General features: G+C 67.8%; 19 protein-coding genes. 15 read left to right on the forward strand and 4 right to left on the reverse strand.

Annotated features, from left to right (window positions below; genetic code table 11):
* The first annotated feature begins 236 nt into the window (after positions 1 to 236).
* From ABNQ40_RS14910 to ABNQ40_RS14945, 8 genes are all read left to right on the forward strand, one after another.
* Positions 237 to 959 (forward strand): hypothetical protein, encoded by a 723-nt coding sequence (locus tag ABNQ40_RS14910; RefSeq protein ID WP_391347052.1) that lies wholly within the window; start codon positions 237 to 239, stop codon positions 957 to 959.
* 173 nt (positions 960 to 1,132) lie between these two features.
* Positions 1,133 to 2,038, forward strand: coding sequence for an SMP-30/gluconolactonase/LRE family protein (locus ABNQ40_RS14915; RefSeq protein WP_109048880.1), 906 nt, complete (start codon positions 1,133 to 1,135; stop codon positions 2,036 to 2,038).
* Positions 2,039 to 2,053: 15 nt separating this feature from the next.
* Entirely contained in the window at positions 2,054 to 3,004 is a 951-nt protein-coding gene (locus tag ABNQ40_RS14920; protein ID WP_109048881.1) for a LysR family transcriptional regulator, read from the forward strand.
* Between the two features lie 188 nt (positions 3,005 to 3,192).
* Complete coding sequence (locus ABNQ40_RS14925) at positions 3,193 to 3,729, forward strand: formate dehydrogenase subunit gamma (RefSeq protein WP_109048882.1); 537 nt, start codon at positions 3,193 to 3,195, stop codon at positions 3,727 to 3,729.
* Entirely contained in the window at positions 3,726 to 5,306 is a 1,581-nt protein-coding gene (locus ABNQ40_RS14930) for an NADH-quinone oxidoreductase subunit NuoF (RefSeq protein WP_109048883.1), read from the forward strand. The genes ABNQ40_RS14925 and ABNQ40_RS14930 overlap by 4 nt, the downstream gene beginning before the upstream one ends.
* A 24-nt stretch (positions 5,307 to 5,330) precedes the next feature.
* Positions 5,331 to 8,186 (forward strand): formate dehydrogenase subunit alpha, encoded by a 2,856-nt coding sequence (gene fdhF / locus ABNQ40_RS14935; RefSeq protein WP_109048884.1) that lies wholly within the window; start codon positions 5,331 to 5,333, stop codon positions 8,184 to 8,186.
* Between the two features lie 20 nt (positions 8,187 to 8,206).
* Complete coding sequence (fdhD, locus tag ABNQ40_RS14940) at positions 8,207 to 9,034, forward strand: formate dehydrogenase accessory sulfurtransferase FdhD (RefSeq protein ID WP_109048885.1); 828 nt, start codon at positions 8,207 to 8,209, stop codon at positions 9,032 to 9,034.
* A gap of 24 nt (positions 9,035 to 9,058) precedes the next feature.
* Positions 9,059 to 9,286 (forward strand): formate dehydrogenase subunit delta, encoded by a 228-nt coding sequence (locus tag ABNQ40_RS14945; RefSeq protein ID WP_098737153.1) that lies wholly within the window; start codon positions 9,059 to 9,061, stop codon positions 9,284 to 9,286.
* A 26-nt stretch (positions 9,287 to 9,312) separates the two neighbouring features.
* Here ABNQ40_RS14945 and ABNQ40_RS14950 read toward each other — a convergent pair whose 3' ends face one another.
* Genes ABNQ40_RS14950 through ABNQ40_RS14960 form a run of 3 tightly spaced genes read right to left on the reverse strand, consistent with a single transcriptional unit; the run spans position 9,313 to position 12,007 of the window.
* Entirely contained in the window at positions 9,313 to 10,074 is a 762-nt protein-coding gene (locus ABNQ40_RS14950; protein ID WP_109048886.1) for a class I SAM-dependent methyltransferase, read from the reverse strand.
* A 39-nt stretch (positions 10,075 to 10,113) separates the two neighbouring features.
* Entirely contained in the window at positions 10,114 to 10,494 is a 381-nt protein-coding gene (locus ABNQ40_RS14955) for a VOC family protein (protein WP_109048887.1), read from the reverse strand.
* Between the two features lie 7 nt (positions 10,495 to 10,501).
* Complete coding sequence (locus ABNQ40_RS14960; protein WP_109048888.1) at positions 10,502 to 12,007, reverse strand: L,D-transpeptidase family protein; 1,506 nt, start codon at positions 12,005 to 12,007, stop codon at positions 10,502 to 10,504.
* Positions 12,008 to 12,431: 424 nt separating this feature from the next.
* Here ABNQ40_RS14960 and urtA point away from each other — a divergent pair, with 424 nt between their 5' ends.
* From urtA to ABNQ40_RS14995, 7 genes are all read left to right on the forward strand, one after another.
* Positions 12,432 to 13,685, forward strand: coding sequence for an urea ABC transporter substrate-binding protein (gene urtA / locus ABNQ40_RS14965; RefSeq protein ID WP_247880171.1), 1,254 nt, complete (start codon positions 12,432 to 12,434; stop codon positions 13,683 to 13,685).
* A gap of 173 nt (positions 13,686 to 13,858) precedes the next feature.
* Complete coding sequence (gene urtB, locus ABNQ40_RS14970; RefSeq protein ID WP_109048890.1) at positions 13,859 to 15,496, forward strand: urea ABC transporter permease subunit UrtB; 1,638 nt, start codon at positions 13,859 to 13,861, stop codon at positions 15,494 to 15,496.
* A gap of 3 nt (positions 15,497 to 15,499) precedes the next feature.
* On the forward strand, positions 15,500 to 16,660 hold the full coding sequence (gene urtC / locus ABNQ40_RS14975; RefSeq protein ID WP_109048891.1) for an urea ABC transporter permease subunit UrtC: 1,161 nt from the start codon (positions 15,500 to 15,502) through the stop codon (positions 16,658 to 16,660).
* A gap of 3 nt (positions 16,661 to 16,663) precedes the next feature.
* Positions 16,664 to 17,410: an urea ABC transporter ATP-binding protein UrtD gene (urtD, locus tag ABNQ40_RS14980; protein ID WP_098737146.1), complete on the forward strand. Its 747-nt coding sequence runs from the start codon at positions 16,664 to 16,666 to the stop codon at positions 17,408 to 17,410.
* Between the two features lie 14 nt (positions 17,411 to 17,424).
* Positions 17,425 to 18,120, forward strand: coding sequence for an urea ABC transporter ATP-binding subunit UrtE (gene urtE / locus ABNQ40_RS14985; RefSeq protein ID WP_109048892.1), 696 nt, complete (start codon positions 17,425 to 17,427; stop codon positions 18,118 to 18,120).
* 112 nt (positions 18,121 to 18,232) lie between these two features.
* On the forward strand, positions 18,233 to 18,628 hold the full coding sequence (locus ABNQ40_RS14990) for a hypothetical protein (protein WP_109048893.1): 396 nt from the start codon (positions 18,233 to 18,235) through the stop codon (positions 18,626 to 18,628).
* 187 nt (positions 18,629 to 18,815) lie between these two features.
* Positions 18,816 to 18,968 carry a hypothetical protein gene (locus tag ABNQ40_RS14995; RefSeq protein WP_199235274.1) on the forward strand — a complete coding sequence of 51 codons (153 nt, stop codon included), beginning with the start codon at positions 18,816 to 18,818 and terminating at the stop codon, positions 18,966 to 18,968.
* A gap of 56 nt (positions 18,969 to 19,024) precedes the next feature.
* On the opposite strand, the gene ABNQ40_RS15000 is transcribed toward ABNQ40_RS14995, so the two are convergent.
* Positions 19,025 to 19,918: a 5'-nucleotidase, lipoprotein e(P4) family gene (locus tag ABNQ40_RS15000; RefSeq protein WP_391347062.1), complete on the reverse strand. Its 894-nt coding sequence runs from the start codon at positions 19,916 to 19,918 to the stop codon at positions 19,025 to 19,027.
* Positions 19,919 to 20,015: the final 97 nt, after the last annotated feature.

A 20,015-nucleotide genomic window follows, 5' to 3' on the forward strand; every position in this document is an offset into this window, starting at 1 on the left:
TCGTCACCTTTCGTGTAAGCCTCATATCTCATGCTGCGCACAGCAAAAGCGGTAGCTTTGGGCTGGAACCAGAACTTCCGCTTTTGGCGCATCGCGGTCGTGGGTGAAGGTCCGCTTTGGGTCAGAAGTGGTCACTCCCGTATCCGTCTGTCCCTCCATTTTCCCAAAACTTCCCCACAACAGGACCAAATTCCCATACCCTCTCCGCAATGCCCACTCATTCGCGGAGCCACGCCATGCCCCTCGACAGCCGCAGCTTCACCACCGACAACTTTCCCCGCTGGGCCGAGGAGCCGCCGACGCCGGCCGAAGGCTCGCTGGTTCCCGGTTCGCAGTTCCATGAGGAACAGTGGATCATGGCCGCCGGCATGCTGGCGCGCGGCAACAGCTTCCTCCAGGTCTCGCGCGCCATGGGGTGCAGCCGCACCACGCTGTGGCGGGCCTATTACGGCTCCAAGGATTTCCGTCACAGGGTGTGGTGGGAGCGGCAGGCGCTGAACCGCGAGGCCGAACTGCGCCTGTCCTCACTGCGGGTGCTGGTGGCCGAGCAGATCGAGCGTCTCGTCACCTCTGGCGATCCCACCACCGTCCGCTGGCTGGCCGAGCGGCTCGGCCTGTTCGCCGGCCTCGACCTGCCCGCGGCCAAGCGGCAGGCCCCGCAAGCCGACCGGCACTCCGCCCAGCACTCCGCCGAGTCGCCCGCCCCCAGGCCGGCCCCGAAACCCGAGGACCCGCCCGCCGTCATCGTCCCCGAACTGGACGACGACGACATCCCCGGCGCCATCCGCGAGCGCCATCCGCCCAGCCCGGCCATGATCGCCGCCGTCGTCGCCCAGCCGGAGGCCGCCGGGCCGAAGGGCGTCTTCCCCTACACCCTCAACCAGTACGAGGAGTACCCCAACCTCAACCCCGGCCCGGTCGGCCGCCGCGGCGTCGGCGCCTTCTCCTGGCGGCGGTAAGGGGCGGCGGCAGGGGGCGGCCGGACGATGGAACATCCGCCGGATCCTGTTCCACGCCGTTCCATCCTCCGCCGGACGCGGCAGCGGTCCCGCCAGGGCGCTCGCCAGGGCTCTTGATCGGGCGGCCGAACTGTCCGACCCTGCGGGTCCGTTCGACTCCCGAGGATCATGCGATGACCGCCGGCCCCGCCGTCACTCCCGCCTTCACCTGCGTGCTCGATGCCCGTGCCAGGCTGGGGGAGGGGCCGGTCTGGTCGGTGGACGAGCAGGCGCTCTATTGGGTGGACATCAAGGGCAAGGCGCTGAACCGCTTCGATCCGGCGACCGGGGCAGCCCGTGCGATGGCCCTGCCGGAGGAGATCGGCTGCGTCGCCCCGCGCAAGGGCGGCGGCTTCATCGCCGGCCTGCGCTCCGGCCTGTGGCAGCTGGACGGGGAGGGGCGGCCGGTGACCTGCCTCGCCGCCAATCCGGAGGACCAGGGCGCCAGCCGCTTCAACGACGGCAAGACCGATCCCGCCGGCCGCTATCTGGCCGGCACGCTGGACGAGCCGAAGGCCGGCGGCAAGGCGCATCTCTACCGCTACGACCGCCGCGGGCTGGCGGTGCTGGCCGGCGGGCTGCTGACCTCCAACGGGCTGGCCTTCAGCCCGGACGGGCGGACGCTCTACCATGCCGACACGCCCACCTTCACCGTGCGCCGCTACCGCTACGATCCGGCGACCGGCGGCATTTCGGACGGCGAGGTCTTTGTCCGGCTGGAGCCGAAGGACGGCGACCGCGGCCGGCCGGACGGGGCGGCGGTGGATGCCGACGGCTGCTATTGGTCGGCGCTGTACGAGGGCGGGCGGGTCGCGCGCTTCTCGCCGGACGGGGAACTGCTGTCGGAACATCCGTTGCCGGCGCGCTGCCCGACCATGGTGGCCTTCGGCGGTCCCGACCTGCGCACGCTCTACGTCACCACCGCCAGCGCCGGCCGCCCCGCCGACGAGCTGGAGCGGCTGCCGCAGTCGGGCGGCCTGTTCGCCATGACGGTCGATGTGCCGGGCCTGCCGGTCCCGCCTTTCGACCCGGACGCCTGAGCCAGGGGAGGGGCGATGTTCCGCAAGTTCGTCTATCTGCTGGCACTGGCGCGCGAGAAGCATTTCGGCCGCGCGGCGGAGAGCTGCCACGTCTCGCAGCCGACCCTCTCCAACGCCATCCGCCAGCTGGAGGAGGAGCTTCAGGTCCCCATCGTCGAGCGCGGCCAGAAGTTCGAAGGCTTCACGCCGGAGGGGCTGAAGGTGCTGGAATACGCCCGCCGCATCGTCGGCGAGCGCGACAGCCTGCGCCACGAGCTGCTGGCGCTGGCCCAGGGCGTCACCGGCCATCTGCGGATCGGCGCCATCCCCACCGCCTTGCCGGTGGTGCCGCATGTGCTGACGCCCTTCACCACCCGCTTTCCGCACATCCGCTCCAGCGTCGTGTCGCTCAGTTCGCGCGAGATCCAGCGCGGGCTCGATGAGTTCGAACTGGACGCCGCCATCACCTATCTCGACAACGAGCCGCTGAACAACGTCCGCACCCTGCCGCTCTACACCGAGCGCTACCATCTGCTGGCCCGCCGCGACGATCTGGCGGAGGAGTTGATCGCCCAAGGGGCGGTGCCGTGGGAGAAGGCGGCCGAGCTGCGGCTCTGCCTGCTCACCCCCGACATGCAGAACCGCCGCATCGCCGACACCGCCTTCCGCATGACCGGGCGGACGGTGGAGCCGGCGATGGAGACCAACTCCATCGTCACCCTCTACACCATCGTCCGCGCCGGCACCTGCGCCAGCATCGTGCCCGGCCAGCTGCTGACCTTCGTGCCGCCGCATCCCGACATCGTCGCCCTGCCGCTGGTCGATCCGGAGCTGAGCCACGTCGTCGGCCTTGCCTATGCCGACCGCGACCCGCCGCCGCCACTCGCCAAGGCGCTGGCGGTGGCGGCATCCGACGCCGACATCGCCCAGCGCGTCGCCATCGGCGTCGCCGACGCCATGATCCCCTGGCGGCTGGCGATCCGCTGAGCGGTCGCCGCGGCGCTTGATAGCCAAAAGCTATCACGCCATCAGAAAATACAATTTGCTGGTATACCGTATCCTCCGCCACTCTGACGGTGCCGGGCGACGAGAGACGTCCGGAAAAAGCCAACAGAGCCAAGCCAGAACGACGCCGACCTCAAGAGCGGCGCGGACGATCGCAAGGAGGGACACCCGTGAACGCTTGCCATCCGTGGAGCGCTGAGCGCGCCATGACGATTGTCGAAGACAATCGGCATCTGCGCGGCGCCCTGCTGCCGATCCTCCACGCCCTGCAGGAAGAGTTCGGCTATATCGACGAGGAAGCCATCCCCCTGCTGGCGACGGAGCTGAACCTCTCGCGCGCCGACGTGCATGGCGTGGTGTCCTTCTATCACGAATTCCGCCGCGAGAAGCCCGGCCGCCACACCATCAAGGTCTGCCGGGCCGAGGCCTGCCAGTCGATGGGCGCCAACGCGCTGGTCGACCACATCAAGAAGCGCCTTCAGGTCGATTTCCACGGCACCACCGCCGACGGCGCCTTCACGCTGGAACCGGTCTTCTGCCTGGGCAACTGCGCCCTGTCGCCCGCCGTCATGATCGACGAGAACCTGCACGGCCGGGTCTCGCCCGACCGCTTCGACGAGCTGGCGGCCGAGACGCGGGCCAACCCGACGGCTCACCAGCAAATCCCCCGCGCCCTCAGCCACTCCCACAAGGGTCACGCGCAATGAGCGGCCATCTGATCACCGTCTTCGTCCCGCGCGACTCCGCCGCCCTGTCGGTCGGCGCCGATGCCGTCGCCGCCGCCATCCGGGCGGAAGCCACCAGGCGCGACCTGCCGCTGCGCATCGTCCGCAACGGCTCGCGCGGCATGCTCTATCTGGAGCCGCTGGTCGAGGTCGAAACCGCTGACGGACGCGTCGCCTATGGCCCGGTCACCCCGGCCGATGTCCCCGGCCTGTTCGATGCCGGCTTCCTGACCGGCGGGGAGCATGCGCTGGGCCACGGCCTGACCGAGGAAATCCCCTATTTCAAGAAGCAGGAGCGGCTGACCTTCGCCCGCTGCGGCATCATCGATCCGCTGTCGGTCGAGGACTACCGTGCCCATGGCGGCTTCCGTGGGCTGGAAAACGCGCTGGCGATGTCCCAGGCGGAGATCGTCAAGGCGGTGACCGACAGCGGCCTGCGCGGCCGCGGCGGCGCCGGCTTCCCCACCGGCATCAAGTGGAACACGGTGATGCAGGCCAAGGCGGACGAGAAGTTCGTCTGCTGCAACGCCGACGAGGGCGACAGCGGCACCTTCGCCGACCGCATGATCATCGAAGGCGACCCCTTCTGCCTGATCGAGGGCATGACCATCGCCGCCATCGCGGTGGGGGCGACCTCCGGCTACGTCTACATGCGCTCGGAATACCCGCACGCCACGGCCACCCTGCGCCATGCCATCAAGCTCGCCTATGACGAGGGCTGGCTCGGCGACAACATCCATGGCACCAACCGCACCTTCCACCTCGACGTCCGCGTCGGTGCCGGCGCCTACATCTGCGGCGAAGAGACCGCGATGCTGGAAAGCCTGGAAGGCAAGCGCGGCATGGTGCGCGCCAAGCCGCCGCTGCCGGCGCTGGAAGGCCTGTTCGGCAAGCCGACCGTGGTCAACAACGTGCTGTCGCTCTGCTCGGTGCCGATCATCCTCGACAAGGGAGGCGAGTATTACCGCGACTTCGGCGTCGGCCGGTCGCGCGGCACGCTGCCCTTCCAACTCGCCGGCAACATCAAGAATGGCGGCATCGTCGAGAAGGCCTTCGGCATCACCCTGCACGAACTGCTGTACGAGTATGGCGGCGGCACCATCACCGGCCGGCCGATCCGCGCGGTGCAGGTCGGCGGTCCGCTGGGCGCCTACCTGCCGCCCTCGCAGTTCGACCTGCCCAAGGACTACGAGGCCTTCGCGGCGCAGGAGGCGATGGTCGGCCACGGCGGCATCGTCGTCTTCGACGACAGCGTCGACATGGCCCAGCAGGCCCGCTTCGCCATGGAGTTCTGCGTCGCCGAGTCCTGCGGCAAGTGCACCCCCTGCCGCATCGGCTCGACCCGCGGGATGGAGACGCTGGACAAGATCATCGCCGGCAAGAACGTCGATGCGAACTTGGACCTGCTCGCCGACCTCTGCGACGTGATGGTGGATGGCTCGCTCTGCGCCATGGGCGGCATGACGCCCTATCCGGTGCGCAGCGCGGTGAAGCACTTCCCGGAAGACTTCCGCAAGAAGCAGCACGCCGTCCGCGTCACCCACATCGCCGCCGAATAACGAGCGACCCCAGGAGCACCCGAGATGACCCTCATCCACGAGACCGACTACGGCACCCCGGCCCGCGTCTCCGAGACCCTGGTGACGCTGGAGATCGACGGCCGCGCGATCACCGTTCCCGAAGGCACCTCCGTAATGCGCGCCGCGATGGACGCCGGCATCACCGTGCCGAAGCTGTGCGCGACCGACAGCCTGGAGCCCTTCGGCTCCTGCCGCCTCTGCGCGGTGGAGATCGAGGGGCGCCGCGGCACCCCGGCGTCCTGCACCACCCCCGTCGCCCCCGGCATGAAGGTCCACACCCAGACCGACAAGCTGGCCAAGCTGCGCCGCGGCGTGATGGAGCTGTACATCTCCGACCATCCGCTCGACTGCCTGACCTGCGCCGCCAACGGTGACTGCGAGTTGCAGGACATGGCGGGTGCCGTCGGCCTGCGCAACGTCCGGTACGGTTTCGAAGGCGAAAACCACCGCGCCGCCGCGAAGGACGAGAGCAACCCGTACTTCACCTTCGACGCTTCCAAGTGCATCGTCTGCTCGCGCTGCGTCCGCGCCTGCCAGGAAACCCAGGGCACCTTCGCGCTGACCATCGACGGGCGCGGCTTCGCCTCCTCGGTGTCGCCGGGCGCCAAGGAAAGCTTCATGGACAGCGAGTGCGTGTCCTGCGGCGCCTGCGTTCAGGCCTGCCCGACCGCGACCCTGACCGAGAAGTCGATCATCGAGCACGGCCAGCCCGAGCACAGCGTCATCACCACCTGCGCCTATTGCGGCGTCGGCTGCTCCTTCAAGGCCGAGTTGCAGGGCACCACGGTGGTCCGCATGACGCCGTGGAAGGACGGCGGCGCCAACGAGGGCCATTCCTGCGTCAAGGGCCGCTTCGCCTGGGGCTACGCCACCCACAAGGACCGCATCATGAAGCCCATGGTGCGCGAGAAGATCACCGATCCGTGGCGTGAAGTGTCGTGGGAGGAGGCGGTCGCCTACGCCGCCGAGCGGCTGAAGGCGGTGCAGGCCAAGTACGGTCGCGGCTCCATCGGCGGCATCACCTCGTCGCGCTGCACCAACGAGGAGGTCTATGTCGTCCAGAAGATGATCCGGGCCGCCTTCGGCACCAACAACATCGACACCTGCGCCCGCGTCTGCCATTCGCCGACCGGCTACGGCCTGTCGCAGACCTTCGGCACCTCGGCCGGCACCCAGGATTTCCGCAGCGTCGACAAGTCCGACGTCATCCTGGTCATCGGCGCCAACCCGACCGACGGCCACCCGGTGTTCGGCTCGCGCATGAAGAAGCGCCTGCGCGCCGGGGCCAAGCTGATCGTCGTCGATCCGCGCCGCATCGATCTGGTGCGCAGCCCGCACGTCCAGGCCGAGCACCATCTCCAGCTCCAGCCCGGCACCAACGTCGCCGTGGTGAACGCCATCGCCCACGTCATCGTCACCGAAGGGCTGGTCAACCGCAGCTTCGTCGAGGGGCGTTGCGATCCCAAGGAGTTCGCGAAGTGGGAGGCGTTCATCGCCGAGCACCGCAACTCGCCGGAATATCTGGAATCGCGCACCGGCGTTCCGGCCGATCAGGTCCGCGCCGCCGCCCGTCTCTATGCCACCGGCGGCAACGCCGCGATCTACTACGGCCTGGGCGTGACCGAGCACAGCCAGGGCTCCAGCACGGTGATGGCGATCGCCAACCTCGCGATGGCGACCGGCAACATCGGCCGCGAGGGCGTCGGCGTGAACCCGCTGCGCGGCCAGAACAACGTGCAGGGCTCCTGCGACATGGGCTCCTTCCCGCACGAGCTGCCGGGCTACCGCCATGTGTCGGACGACGTCGTCCGCCAGGAGTTCGAGACCGCCTGGGGCGTCACGCTGGATCCGGAACCCGGCCTGCGCATTCCCAACATGTTCGACAGTGCGCATGACGGCAGCTTCCGCGGCCTGTTCGTCCAGGGCGAGGACATCGTCCAGTCCGACCCCAACACCAACCACGTCACCTCGGCCCTGGAATCGCTGGACATCGTCATCGTCCAGGACCTGTTCCTGAACGAGACGGCGGCCTTCGCCCACGTCTTCTTCCCCGGCACCTCCTTCCTGGAGAAGGACGGCACCTTCACCAACGCCGAGCGCCGCATCAACCGCGTCCGCAAGGCGATGCCGTCGAAGGTGGGCCGGGACGAGCATTGGGTCGCCTGTGCGCTGGCGACGGCGATGGGCTATCCGATGCACTACGAGACCACGTCCGAGATCATGGACGAGATCGCCCGTCTGACCCCGACCTTCCGCGGCGTCAGCTTCGAGAAGCTCGACCGCGTCGGCAGCGTCCAGTGGCCCTGCACCGGCTTCGAGGACGATGACACCGGCATGGCGATCATGCACGAGGAGAGCTTTGCCCGCGGTCTCGGCCGCTTCGTGATCACCGAATATGTGCCGACCGACGAGCGGACCACGCGGATGTATCCGCTGGTGCTGACCACCGGCCGCATCCTCGCCCACTACAATGTCGGTGCCCAGACCCGCCGCACCGCCAACGTGGCCTGGCATCCGGAGGATGTGCTGGAGATCAACCCGGTGGACGCCGAGATCCGGGGCGTGAAGGACGGCGACATGGTGTCGCTCGCCAGCCGTATGGGGGCAACGACGCTGCGTGCCGTCATCTCCGACCGCATGCCGGCCGGCGTCGTCTACACCACCTTCCACCATCCGGTGACCGGGGCCAACGTCATCACCACCGAGAATTCGGACTGGGCGACCAACTGCCCCGAATACAAAGTGACGGCGGTGCAGGTCGCCCGCAGCAACCAACCGTCGGACTGGCAGGTTGACTACGCGAAGAACGACGTCGAGCGCAAGCGCATCGCCGCCGCCAACGTGATTGCCGCCGAGTGACGGCCTGAGGAGTGGGAAGCATGACCGCGATGCCTTCTGGGTCCATCCGTCCTGACGATACCGCCATGTGCTCCATCGCCGTCACCGGCACCGGCTTCTCCGCCGGTGTCGGGATGGAGGAGGGCGCGGACGTCGAATGGCAGGTGCCGGAGGAAACCGCGGTCGCTTTCGAATACAACGGCCGGTCCCATGCCGTGATGATGGCGACCCCCGCCGATCTGGAAGACTTAGCGCTGGGTTTCAGCCTGGCCGAGGAGATCGTCGGGTCCGCCGCCGACATCGAGAACATCGCCGTGCGGGAAACGCCGCTGGGCTTCGTCGTCAACCTGACGGTCGATCCCCTGCGGCTCCTGCGCGGAAGTCTGCGCAGCCGCTCCATGGAGGGGCGGAGCGGCTGTGGCCTGTGCGGCGTGGACAGTCTTGTCCACGCCGTTCGGGAGCCCCGCAAGATCGAGACCTCGCTGGAGGTGGACCCGGCCGCCGTGGCCGCCGCCTTCCGCGCCCTGCCGGACCATCAGCCGATGAACCGGGCAAACCGCTCGGTCCATGCCGCCGCCTGGTGCGCGCCCGACGGCGCCATCCGTCTGGCCCGCGAGGATGTCGGTCGCCACAACGCGCTGGACAAGCTGATCGGCGGCGTCGTGCGCTCGGGTGCCGACCCGGCCACCGGTTTCGTGGTGATGACCAGCCGTTGCAGCTTCGAACTGGTGCAGAAGACCGCCGCGGTGGGCATCCCGCTGCTGGCGACCATCTCGGCGCCGACTGCGCTGGCGCTGGAGCTGGCGCGCAATGCCAACCTGACCCTGGGTGCGCTGTCGCGCCGCGACACCGTCATCCTGTTCCGCTGACACCAACCCCTTCCGGAGACACCGATGAGCCACACGAACCACGCCAAGGATCTGGTCCGGATGGCGAACCAGATCGCCGTTCATTTCGCCACCTACCCCCATGAGGAAGCGGTGACGGAGACGGCGACCCACATCCGCAAGTTCTGGGATCCGCGCATGCGCGCCGGCCTGTTCGCCCATGTCCAGTCCGGCGGCGAAGCCGACCTGCACGAGGTGGCGCGCGGTGCGGTGGGCGTGCTTCAGACGCGTTGAGATCGGTCGGGCGTCGCCGGGAGCCGTCAGACCTTGCGGAAGGCGAACATCGCCGTTTCGTAGGGAAAGGCGATCTCGGTGGCGCCCGCCAGTTCCGGTGTGTTCGCGATCAGCGCGCGGACATCCCGTTCGACCTCCGCCTGCAGGTCGGAGGGAAGCGCTGCGATGAAGCTGACCGAAAGCGTGCGCTTGACGATGACGTCGTCCGAGCTTCCGACATGGGCATGGCGGATACGGCGCTCGTCGATGGCCTCGAAGCCCGGTGCCGGGAACACCCGGCGCCAGTCGCCGGTCCGGTAGCGCGGGGTGCCGGCCTCCCAGGGATCGGTGATGGCGGACAGCGCCGCCACCCAGGGCCTGCTTTCGTCCCGGACGTTCCAGATCAGTCCCAATCTGCCGCCCGGCGCCAGGACCCTGCGCATCTCTTGCAGGGCGGCGGCCGTGGCGAACCAGTGAAACGCCTGCGCGCAAACCACCGCATCGACGGAGCCATCGGGCAGGGGAATGGTCTCGGCGGTCCCGGCCAGGACGGTCAGGTCGGGGAAGCTGTGGACCAGCTGCTCGCGCATGCCGGCGATCGGCTCGACCGCAACGATCTCGCCGCCGCACTCTTTCAGCACCGCGACGAATTTGCCGGTGCCGGCTCCGACCTCCAGCGTTCTGTGACCGGGTCCGACGCCGAGAACGTCACGAAGCCACACCGCGGCTTCGGCCGGATAGCTGGGGCGGCCTTTCACATAGGCCGTGGCCCCGGTTTCGTAGCCTTTGGAAGAGTGATGAACCGACATGGCGCCCTCGATCCTTCCAGCGTGCTTGAAAGTGGGCCCTCAGAGGTAACTGGCGATCTCGACCAGATTGTCGTCGGGATCGCGGATGTAGACGGAGCGGATCGGTCCGGTGGCGCCCGTGCGGTTCACCGGGCCTTCTTCGATGGCGATGCCGCGGGCCTGGAGTTCGGCGATCACCTGCTCCAGCGGCGTGTCGGCGATCAGGCAGAAGTCGTCGCTGCCGGCGGTGGGGTGGGCGGCCTTCGGCTCGAATTCCCGTCCGACTTCGTGCAGGTTGATCTTCTGTGCGCCGAAGGACAGGGCGCGACGGCCGCCGGCGAAGGTGACGACCTCCATCCCCAGCACGTCGCTATAGAAGGCGCAGGTCGCCTCGATGGAGGCGACCGTCAGGACGAAATGATCGATCCGGCCGATCCGCACGCCGGCCTCACATGCCGGTCGAGGTCGGCAGCGGCTTGGTCAGGGCCGGGGTGGAGGCCGAGGACAGCGGCGTCGGCGCATGGGCGGTCGGGACCGGCAGCGGCGCCGGCTTGGACAGCGGGCGCGGCGTCGACACCGGCGTCACCGGGCTGGCCGACGGCGGGTTGCCCGACATTGCCGGTGCCGCAGATCCCGACTGGCCCGACGGCGTCGCCAGCGTGGGCGGATCCTCGTAGATGTCGGGATGGACGCGTACCACGCCGGCGGTGTCGACCGAAGCGTTCCAGTAGACGAAGCGCACGGGGATGGCGTTCGGCAGCCGGATCGTCTTGGTCTCCCCGGTGTCGAGTTGCTGGCCGATGCCGGCCGGCGTCACCTTCGCGGCACCCAGCAGCGTCTCCGCCATCATCCGGGCGTCCTCCAGCCGCACGCAGCCGGAGCTGGCGGCGCGCAGGTCGCGGCTGAACAGGCGGGGGTCGTTGGTGCCGTGCAGGAAGATGCCGTCGCCGTTGGTCAGATTGAAGCGGAAGCGGCCCAGCGCGTTGTCGTCGCCCGGCCTCTGGACGATGCGCACGCGGCCGGGATCGACCGACCACCAGTTGACCGACTGGGTGTTGGCGACCTCCGACCCGTCCAGATAGACAGCGGCGTTCTTGATGCCGGTGGTGCCCTTCTTGCGCAGGGCCGGCAGCTTGTCCTCGCTCAGCACCGTCGGCGGCACGGTCCAGGTCGGGTTGATGGTGACGCTGGTCACCTTGTCCTGGAGCAGCGGCGTCTTGCGCGACGGCCGGCCGACCACCGCCCGCATGGTGAAGGCCGGGCGGCCATGCTCGATCAGGGTGACGGACTGGCCGGGCAGGTTGACGAGGATGGTGGTGTCGGGGATGGAGGCCTGCTGCGCCCGCATCGCCGCGGCGGCGCGGCGCAGGAGCGCCACGGTCTGGGCGGGCGTGCGATCCATCGCCTGGCGCGTCACCTCGCCGACCTTGCCGTCGGGCTGCAGCCCCTCGGCGAGCTGGAAGGCGCGCACGGCGGTCTCGACATCGTCGTTGAAGCTGTCGGTCCACTTGTCGGCGGACAGGAAGCCCATCTCGATCAGGCGGCGCGACACCTTGCCGACGCGGTCGGCCAGCGGCGAGCGCACGGAGATGACCACCGGCGGCGCCGGCTCCACCGGTTCCAGGCCGGGCAGGGTGGGGGCCTGCGCCTGCTGCACGTCGGCAGGGGGCACGTCCATCGCCGGGGCGACGCTCTCGACCATGCCACCGTCGCCCTTCTTGACGACGGCGCCGTAGCCGATGCGGGTGGCCGTCGCCTTGGGCGCGTTCTGCACCTCCAGCGCACGCTGTTCCAGCGCCGCGGCCCAGCCGGCGACCAGCGGCGGCTTGGCGGCGTGCACGGCCTCCTTCGCCGCTGCGGCAAGCGCCGGACCGCTCAGGACGATGCCGACCAGTCCGCCGACCATGCAAAGGGCGGCGGAGCGGCGGGAGATCGGGCGGCGGATATCATGCATGGCGACGGGACCGGAACGTGAACGGAAAGGATCGTGCGCTGTATCCTTCGACGAGGCATTCCAGATCCGCAAGCGACATTTGGTGTCGGCAGCTCTGCTGTTCACACTGTTGCTCCCTTGCATCGCCATCTCACCCGTAGAGGGCTGTTGCCGTTACACGCGCTCATCCACTGGTTGGACGCCGTGGCGGCGGATTTATTCCGAACCTTCGCAGGAGGTAACGCCGCGAAGTCAGCCGTGGAGCCGGGGCCGTGGCCGTATGTGTCATTTGACGTAGATACCGCCTTTCGCATGCGCGGTAGCTTTTCCTTCGACGATGTGGCGAAGCCCCGGAGCAACCGGGGCGCCAAAGGAAGGGGGCAACTTCATGCGGACCAAGCAACTGACGTCGAGCTTCGGGATCAGCGCGCTGGCCGGTCTGGCCATGGGTGCGATGGCATCCTTCGCGATGCCCGCCCAGGCGGCGGACGACACCATCAAGGTGGGCATCCTGCACTCCCTGTCCGGCACGATGGCGATCAGCGAGACGACGCTCAAGGACGTCATGCTGATGCTGATCGACGAGCAGAACAAGAAGGGCGGCCTGCTGGGCAAGAAGCTGGAGCCGGTGGTGGTCGATCCCGCCTCCAACTGGCCGCTGTTCGCCGAAAAGGCGCGCGAGCTGATCAGCAAGGACAAGGTGTCGGCCGTGTTCGGCTGCTGGACCTCGGTCAGCCGCAAGTCGGTTCTGCCGGTGTTCGAGGAGCTGAACAACATCCTCTTCTACCCGGTCCAGTATGAGGGCGAGGAGTCCTCGCGCAACGTCTTCTACACCGGCGCCGCGCCGAACCAGCAGGCGATCCCGGCCGTCGACTATCTGATGTCGAAGGAAAAGGTCCAGCGCTGGGTGCTGGCCGGCACCGACTACGTCTATCCGCGCACGACCAACAAGATCCTCGAAGCCTATCTGAAGGGCAAGGGCGTCAAGCCCGAGGACATCATGATCAACTACACGCCGTTCGGTCATTCCGACTGGCAGTCGATCGTGGCGGACATCAAGAAGTTCGGCTCGGCCGGAAAGAAGACCGCGGTGGTCTCCACCATCAACGGCGATGCCAACGTTCCCTTCTACAAGGAACTGGGCAACCAGGGCGTCAAGGCACAGGATATCCCGGTCGTCGCCTTCTCGGTCGGCGAGGAAGAGCTGGCCGGCATCGACACCAAGCCGCTGCTCGGTCATCTGGCCGCGTGGAACTACTTCCAGTCGGTCGAGATCCCGGCCAACACCGACTTCATCAAGTCGTGGAAGGCCTACACCAAGAACGACAAGCGCGTCACCAACGACCCGATGGAAGCCCACTACATCGGCTTCAACATGTGGGTGAAGGCGGTCGAGGCGGCCGGCACCACCGAGCCGGACAAGGTCATCGACGCCATGGTCGGCGTGGCCGTGCCCAACCTGACCGGCGGCTATTCGGCGATGCTGCCGAACCACCACATCACCAAGCCGGTGCTGATCGGCGAAGTGCAGGAGAACGGCCAGTTCGACGTCGTCTCCAAGACCTCGGGCCTCGTCCCCGGCGACGAGTGGTCGGACTTCCTGCCGGACAGCAAGGACCTGATCGCCGATTGGCGCAAGCCGATGTCCTGCGGCAACTTCAACGTGAAGACCGGCAAGTGCGGCGGCAAGGGGTCGTGAGGGCCGCGTTCCCTCTCTGACCTGTCCTTTCTGACCTGAGTGGTTGCGACGCTTGCCCTTTCCCCTTTCCCGCCGGGCGGGGGAGGGGAGAGGGCAAGCGTTTCGCGTTTCCAGCCCCCCGCACCGCTCCTCCCGCACCGCCCCTGGATCGCCCCTGCACCGAAGGACTCCCGATGCGACGCGCTCTCCGCTGGCTGATGGCCGTCTGTGTGGTGGTTGCCACATCGACCGCCGCCCTTGCCGCCGATCCCCGAGCAATTGATTTGCGCCCGCTCGTCCAGGCCCTGGGCAGCGGCGGCTATTCCGGGACCGAAAAGGCCCTGACACAACTGTCGGAAGCCGGCGACCCGGCCGCCGTGCCGGTGATCGAGGCACTCCAGGCCGGCGACCTCTATGTGCGCAAGGCCGACGGCACCGTCGTCGTCGCCCGCAAGGCCGGCGACGCCTTCACCCTGACCGACCCGCTGACGCGCGCCGCGCTCGGCGATGCGCCGGCCGCCGCGGTCGAGAAGATCCGCATCAACAATTCGCTCCGCCGCGCCATCAGCGCTTCGCTGGGGGCTCTCACCCTGATGAGCCCCGATGCCGGCGTCCGCCGCTCCGCCGCCGATGCGGTGTTCAAGAGCCGCGACGTCTCCGCGCTGGAGACGCTGAGCGCCGCCATCGCCAAGGAACAGGACAAGAGCGTGCGCGCCGCCATGGAACAGGCGCGCGCCGCCATCCTGCTGACCGGCGAGGCCGCGTCGAAGATGACCGACGCCGAAATCCAGTCGGCGACCGACACGCTGACCGCCCGCGGCGACCGCGACGCGCTGGTTCTGCTGAACATGGTCGCCGGCTCCGGCGCGTCCGACATCACCAAGCGGTCTGCCGCCGCCGCCGTCTCCACCCTGGAGCAGAAGCTGGCCTTCTGGGCCGCCCTGCAAAATCTCTGGTACGGGCTGTCGTTGGGCTCGGTGCTGCTGCTGGCCGCCATCGGCCTTGCCGTCACCTTCGGCGTGATGGGCGTCATCAACATGGCCCATGGCGAGATGGTGATGATCGGCGCCTACACCACCTTCCTGGTGCAGGAGTTCTTCCGCGCCCACGCCCCCGGCCTGTTCGACCTGTCGATCCTGGTGGCGCTGCCCGCCGCCTTCATCGTGTCCGGCGGCGTCGGCATCGTCATCGAGCGCAGCGTGATCCGCTGGCTCTACGGCCGGCCGCTGGAAACGCTGCTCGCCACCTGGGGCCTGTCGCTGGCGCTCCAGCAGGCGGTCCGCTCCATCTTCGGCCCGACCAACCGCGAGGTCGGCGCGCCCAGCTGGATGTCCGGCGCCTTCGAACTGGGCGGCCTGACCATCACCTACGGCCGGCTGTGGATCGTCATCTTCGCCTTTGCCGTCTTCGCGGCCCTGCTGGTGGCGCTGAAGCGCACCTGGTTCGGCCTGTCGATCCGGGCGGTGACGCAGAACCGGCCGATGGCCAACGCCATGGGCATCCGCACCGCGCGGGTCGATGCGCTGACCTTCGGCCTCGGCTCCGGCATCGCCGGGCTGGCCGGGGTGGCGCTGAGCCAGATCGACAATGTCAGCCCGAACCTCGGCCAGGGCTACATCCTCGACAGCTTCATGGTCGTGGTGTTCGGCGGGGTGGGCAACCTGTGGGGCACGCTGGTCGGCGCGCTGACGCTGGGGACCATGAACAAGTTCCTCGAACCCTATGCCGGGGCGGTGCTGGGCAAGATCCTGGTGCTGATCTTCATCATCCTGTTCATCCAACGGCGTCCGCGCGGCCTGTTCGCGCTGAAGGGCCGCGCGGTGGAGGCCTGACCGATGCTGCTGCGCTTTTTCCTGATGGGTCTGGACCGCAAGGCCGGGATCGTGCTGACGATCCTAGCATTCCTGGCGGTGGCCGTGCCGGCGATGACGCTGTGGGTTCCGGCGGACTCGCCCTTCCACCTGTCGATCTTCACCGTCTCGTTGCTGGGCAAATACCTGTGCTTCGCGCTGCTGGCGCTGGCGCTCGATCTGGTGTGGGGCTATTGCGGCATCCTGTCGCTCGGCCACGCCGCCTTCTTCGCGCTCGGCGGCTACGCCATGGGCATGTACCTGATGCGGCAGATCGGCCCGCGCGGTGTCTACGGCAACCCGGTCCTGCCCGACTTCATGGTCTTCCTGAACTGGAAGGAGCTGCCCTGGTACTGGCTGGGCTTCGACCATTTCTGGTTCGCCGCGCTGATGGTGCTGGTGGTGCCGGGCGCGCTGGCCTTCGCCTTCGGCTGGTTCGCCTTCCGCAGCCGAGTCACCGGCGTCTACCTGTCGATCATCACCCAGGCGCTGACCTTCGCCCTGCTGCTGGCCTTCTTCCGCAACGATATGGGCTTCGGCGGCAACAACGGCCTGACCGACTTCAAGGACATCCTCGGCTACGACATCCAGGCCGACACCACCCGCGTCGCCCTGTTCGTGGCGACGGTGGCGGCGCTGGCGCTCTCCTACATGATCGCGTCCGGCGTCATCGGCTCGAAGCTGGGCAAGGTGCTGGTGGCGCTGCGCGACGCCGAGAGCCGCGTCCGCTTCATGGGCTACGACACCGAGAGCTACAAGCTGTTCGCCTGGACGCTGTCGGCCTGCATGGCCGGCGTGGCCGGTGCCCTCTACGTCCCGCAGGTCGGCATCATCAACCCGTCGGAGTTCGCCCCGGCCAGCTCGATCGAGGCGGTGATCTGGGTCGCCGTCGGCGGGCGCGGCACGCTGGCCGGCGCCATCCTCGGCGCGGTGCTGGTCAACATGGGCAAGAGCTATTTCACCGGCGCCCTGCCGGAGCTGTGGCTGTTCGCGCTGGGCGGCCTGTTCGTGGCGGTGACCCTGTTCCTGCCGAAAGGGCTGCTGGGTCTGGGCGCGCAGCTGAAGGCCAAGCTGCCCGGCCGCAAGACCGCTTCCCTTCCCAACACCCAAACCGCAAACCAGACCGCTGGCCAGAAGGGAGCCTGATCCATGAGCGCGGAATCGACCCTCCTCTATCTCGACGGCGTGTCGGTCAGCTTCGACGGCTTCAAGGCGCTGAACGGCCTGTCGCTGGTGATGATGCCCGGCGAGATGCGGGCAATCATCGGCCCCAATGGCGCCGGCAAGACGACAATGATGGACGTCATCACCGGCAAGACCCGCCCCGACACCGGCACCATCCTGTTCGAGGGCGACACCGACCTGACCCGCCTGCGCGAGGCGGCCATCGCCAACCTCGGCATCGGCCGCAAGTTCCAGCGCCCGACCGTCTTCGAGCCGCACACGGTATGGGACAATCTGGAACTGGCGCTGAAGGCGCCGCGCCGGCCGCTGAAGACGCTGACCTACGCCATCAGCCGCGACGACCGGGCCCGCATCGAGGAGATCCTCGACATCACCCGCCTGTCCGCCCTGCGCAGCCGGCAGGCCGGCAGCCTGTCGCACGGCCAGAAGCAGTGGCTGGAGATCGGCATGCTGCTGGCCCAGGACCCCAAGCTTCTGCTGGTCGACGAGCCGGTCGCCGGCATGACCGACGCCGAAACCGAACAGACCGCCGAACTGCTGTGCAGCATCGCCGGCAAGCATTCGGTGATCGTGGTGGAGCATGACATGAGCTTCGTCCGTGCGCTGGGCGTCAAGGTGACGGTGCTGGCCGAAGGTTCGGTGCTGGCTGAAGGCTCGCTGGACGCGGTCAGCGCCAACCAACAGGTCATCGACACCTATCTCGGCCGCTGACGGGAGACCCCAGCATGTTGGACGTTCGTTCCCTCGATCTGCATTACGGCGCCGCCCAGGCCCTGCGCAGCGTTTCCATGAAGGCCGAAATCGGCAAGGTCACCTGTCTGGTCGGCCGCAACGGCGTCGGCAAATCCAGTCTGCTGCGCGCCATCGTCGGGTTGAAGCCGGTGTCCGGCGGATCCATCGGCTGGGACGGCGCCGACGTGACGAAGATGGCGCCGGCCGACCGGGCGCGGCGCGGCATCGCCTATGTGCCGCAGGGGCGCGAGATCTTCCCGCTGCTGACGGTGCGGGAAAATTTGCTGACCGGCTACGCCCCGCTGCCGCGCGCCCAGCGCTCGATCCCCGACGAAGTGTTCGAGTTGTTTCCGGTGCTGAAATCCATGCTGGAGCGCCGCGGTGGCGACCTGTCGGGCGGCCAGCAGCAGCAACTCGCCATCGGCCGCGCCTTGGTGACGCGCCCGCGCCTGCTGGTGCTGGACGAACCGACCGAGGGCATCCAGCCGTCGATCATCAAGGACATCGGCCGCGCCATCTCATACCTGCGCGACAAGGGCACCATGGCGATTCTGCTGGTCGAGCAGTATTTCGACTTCGCCCGCGACCTTGCCGACGACTGGGTGGTGATGGAGCGCGGCGAGGTGATGCTGTCCGGTCCGCGCAGCGGCCTGGACGAGCAGGAGGTCCGCAAATACCTGACGGTATAACACCGATGGCATGGCGTTCCGGCCGGTGACGGGCGGAATATCCGCGGTCCCATTGCGTCCTTGATCCATCGGGCCTGCCGTCCCGCGGGCCTGTTTCGGGAGGAACCGCGCAATGAAGTCCGCACTCCGTATCGCCGCTGCCGCCATCGGCCTGGGGGCCGTCCTGTCCGGCGCCCCGGCTTTCGCTCAGGATAAGGAACCGGCCATGACGGGCAAGACCGCGATGGGTCCCGTCCTGACCGACGCGAAGGGCATGACGCTCTATGTCTTCGACAAGGACGGTGCCGGCAAGTCGGCCTGCAACGGGCCTTGCGCGACCAACTGGCCGCCGCTGATGGCTCCCGCCTCCGCCAAGCCGATGGGCAAATACAGCGTCGTCACCCGCGACGACGGAAGCCGGCAATGGGCTTACAACGGCAAGCCGCTCTACAGCTGGGCCAAGGATGCGAAGCCCGGCGACACCACCGGCGACGGCGTGAACAACGTCTGGCACGTGGCGAAGCCATAACGTTCGGGGTATCGCGGGGCCGTGGTTACTGTCGTCCGGCGCCACGGCCCTGCCTTCGCCGGGAGTATACTTATCCGGTCGAGGTAATGCGCAAACGCCGACTTCGTGGGCTGCGCTCTTTAAAGGTCGTTAAGGATCCGAACCGCATGATGACCTCAACGCCATCTTGCTCACGGAGCCGCAGGTCATGTCGATCTACAACGCCGCCTCGTTCGAAGCCGCCCCCTCCGCCGAACCGAAGGTCCGCAAGATGGGCGGTCTGCCGCGTCTGGCGGTCTGGACCGTCATGATCGGTACGCCGTGGGTGCTGATCGTGGAAGCGGTGCGCCTGATCTTCTGAAGGTCAACACTCCAGGCCCGGCGCACCGTCCTTTCAGGCCGATATTGGGCAGGCCGTTATTGGGCCGGTGCCACCCAGGGCTCCAGCGCGCCGATCTTTTTGGCCCGCTTCTCGTCCGCCGACAGTTTGAAATTATGCCCGAAGGGCGCGCTCTCGAACGAGCCGTAACCGGGATTGGCCAGCATCAGCCAGTCGCGCCCGAAATGCTCCTTCGCCGCTTCGAAGGCCTTCAGACGGTCGGCCTCGCTGCCGTTGTAGGCATCGCTGAAGTCGCCGAAATTGTCGCCGAACAGCAGAACGATCCGGTACTCCTTGGCGATGTAGGCGCGCCGCGTCCCCTTCGCCGACCCCCAGTCCGGCTTTTCCTTCGACATCAGGAAAGTATCGACGTTGCCGCCCATCGGGAAGCCCAGCGCCTGCGCATTGCGGCGGGTCGGCTCTTCCTGGTCGGCGTTGCGGTTGGTGACGTAGAACACCTTCACGCCCTTCGATTCGGCGTATTGGGTGAACTTGACCGCGCCCGGCACCGCCGTCGCCTTCTCCGCCTTCACCCAGGCATCCCAGCTCTTGGGCGAGAATTCGCCGTTGGTGGTGACCAGCCCGGCCTGATAGGCGGAGTTGTCCATCGCCGTCTCGTCCAGATCCAGCACCACCGCCGGCGGCAGATCCTGGTAGTTGCCGGTCTGCTCGGTCGCCGCGGTCCAGTTCTTTTCGGCCAGCGCCTTGTCCAGCTGGATCCTGCCCAGCGCATAGACCGCCAGCGAGTTCGCCTTGTATTCGACCGACCGCTGCATCCACAGCTCGGCGTTCAGCAGATCGCTTTGAGGCACCGGGCCTTGGGGAGCCGGATCCGCCGCCAGGGCGGGGCCGGCGAGAAGGGAAAGGGCAACCGCACCGGACAGCAGCGACCAGCGCCCGGAACAGGCGGAATTGCGCATCGACTTACCCATCCATCAAGTGTCATGGAACTGTCATCGAAGCACAGATTCGGGTGCTTGGCGACGGTCCAGTGACGCTTGCGTCACCACATCCCAATACGCTTGCGTC

It is taken from the genome of Azospirillum sp. A23, assembly GCF_042938965.1.
In the GTDB taxonomy this organism is placed as follows: Bacteria; Pseudomonadota; Alphaproteobacteria; order Azospirillales; family Azospirillaceae; genus Azospirillum; species Azospirillum melinis.

What these genes read in the sequence shown, in the direction of transcription:
- ABNQ40_RS14910 (WP_391347052.1), top strand. Translation starts at nt 237, where the DNA reads ATGCCCCTCGACAGCCGCAGCTTCACCACCGACAACTTTCCCCGCTGG.
- ABNQ40_RS14915 (WP_109048880.1), top strand. Translation starts at nt 1,133, where the DNA reads ATGACCGCCGGCCCCGCCGTCACTCCCGCCTTCACCTGCGTGCTCGAT.
- ABNQ40_RS14920 (WP_109048881.1), top strand. Translation starts at nt 2,054, where the DNA reads ATGTTCCGCAAGTTCGTCTATCTGCTGGCACTGGCGCGCGAGAAGCAT.
- ABNQ40_RS14930 (WP_109048883.1), top strand. Translation starts at nt 3,726, where the DNA reads ATGAGCGGCCATCTGATCACCGTCTTCGTCCCGCGCGACTCCGCCGCC.
- fdhF (WP_109048884.1), top strand. Translation starts at nt 5,331, where the DNA reads ATGACCCTCATCCACGAGACCGACTACGGCACCCCGGCCCGCGTCTCC.
- fdhD (WP_109048885.1), top strand. Translation starts at nt 8,207, where the DNA reads ATGACCGCGATGCCTTCTGGGTCCATCCGTCCTGACGATACCGCCATG.
- ABNQ40_RS14945 (WP_098737153.1), top strand. Translation starts at nt 9,059, where the DNA reads ATGAGCCACACGAACCACGCCAAGGATCTGGTCCGGATGGCGAACCAG.
- ABNQ40_RS14950 (WP_109048886.1), bottom strand. Translation starts at nt 10,074, where the DNA reads ATGTCGGTTCATCACTCTTCCAAAGGCTACGAAACCGGGGCCACGGCC.
- ABNQ40_RS14960 (WP_109048888.1), bottom strand. Translation starts at nt 12,007, where the DNA reads ATGCATGATATCCGCCGCCCGATCTCCCGCCGCTCCGCCGCCCTTTGC.
- urtA (WP_247880171.1), top strand. Translation starts at nt 12,432, where the DNA reads ATGGGTGCGATGGCATCCTTCGCGATGCCCGCCCAGGCGGCGGACGAC.
- urtB (WP_109048890.1), top strand. Translation starts at nt 13,859, where the DNA reads ATGCGACGCGCTCTCCGCTGGCTGATGGCCGTCTGTGTGGTGGTTGCC.
- urtC (WP_109048891.1), top strand. Translation starts at nt 15,500, where the DNA reads ATGCTGCTGCGCTTTTTCCTGATGGGTCTGGACCGCAAGGCCGGGATC.
- urtD (WP_098737146.1), top strand. Translation starts at nt 16,664, where the DNA reads ATGAGCGCGGAATCGACCCTCCTCTATCTCGACGGCGTGTCGGTCAGC.
- urtE (WP_109048892.1), top strand. Translation starts at nt 17,425, where the DNA reads ATGTTGGACGTTCGTTCCCTCGATCTGCATTACGGCGCCGCCCAGGCC.
- ABNQ40_RS14990 (WP_109048893.1), top strand. Translation starts at nt 18,233, where the DNA reads ATGAAGTCCGCACTCCGTATCGCCGCTGCCGCCATCGGCCTGGGGGCC.
- ABNQ40_RS14995 (WP_199235274.1), top strand. Translation starts at nt 18,816, where the DNA reads ATGTCGATCTACAACGCCGCCTCGTTCGAAGCCGCCCCCTCCGCCGAA.
- ABNQ40_RS15000 (WP_391347062.1), bottom strand. Translation starts at nt 19,918, where the DNA reads ATGGGTAAGTCGATGCGCAATTCCGCCTGTTCCGGGCGCTGGTCGCTG.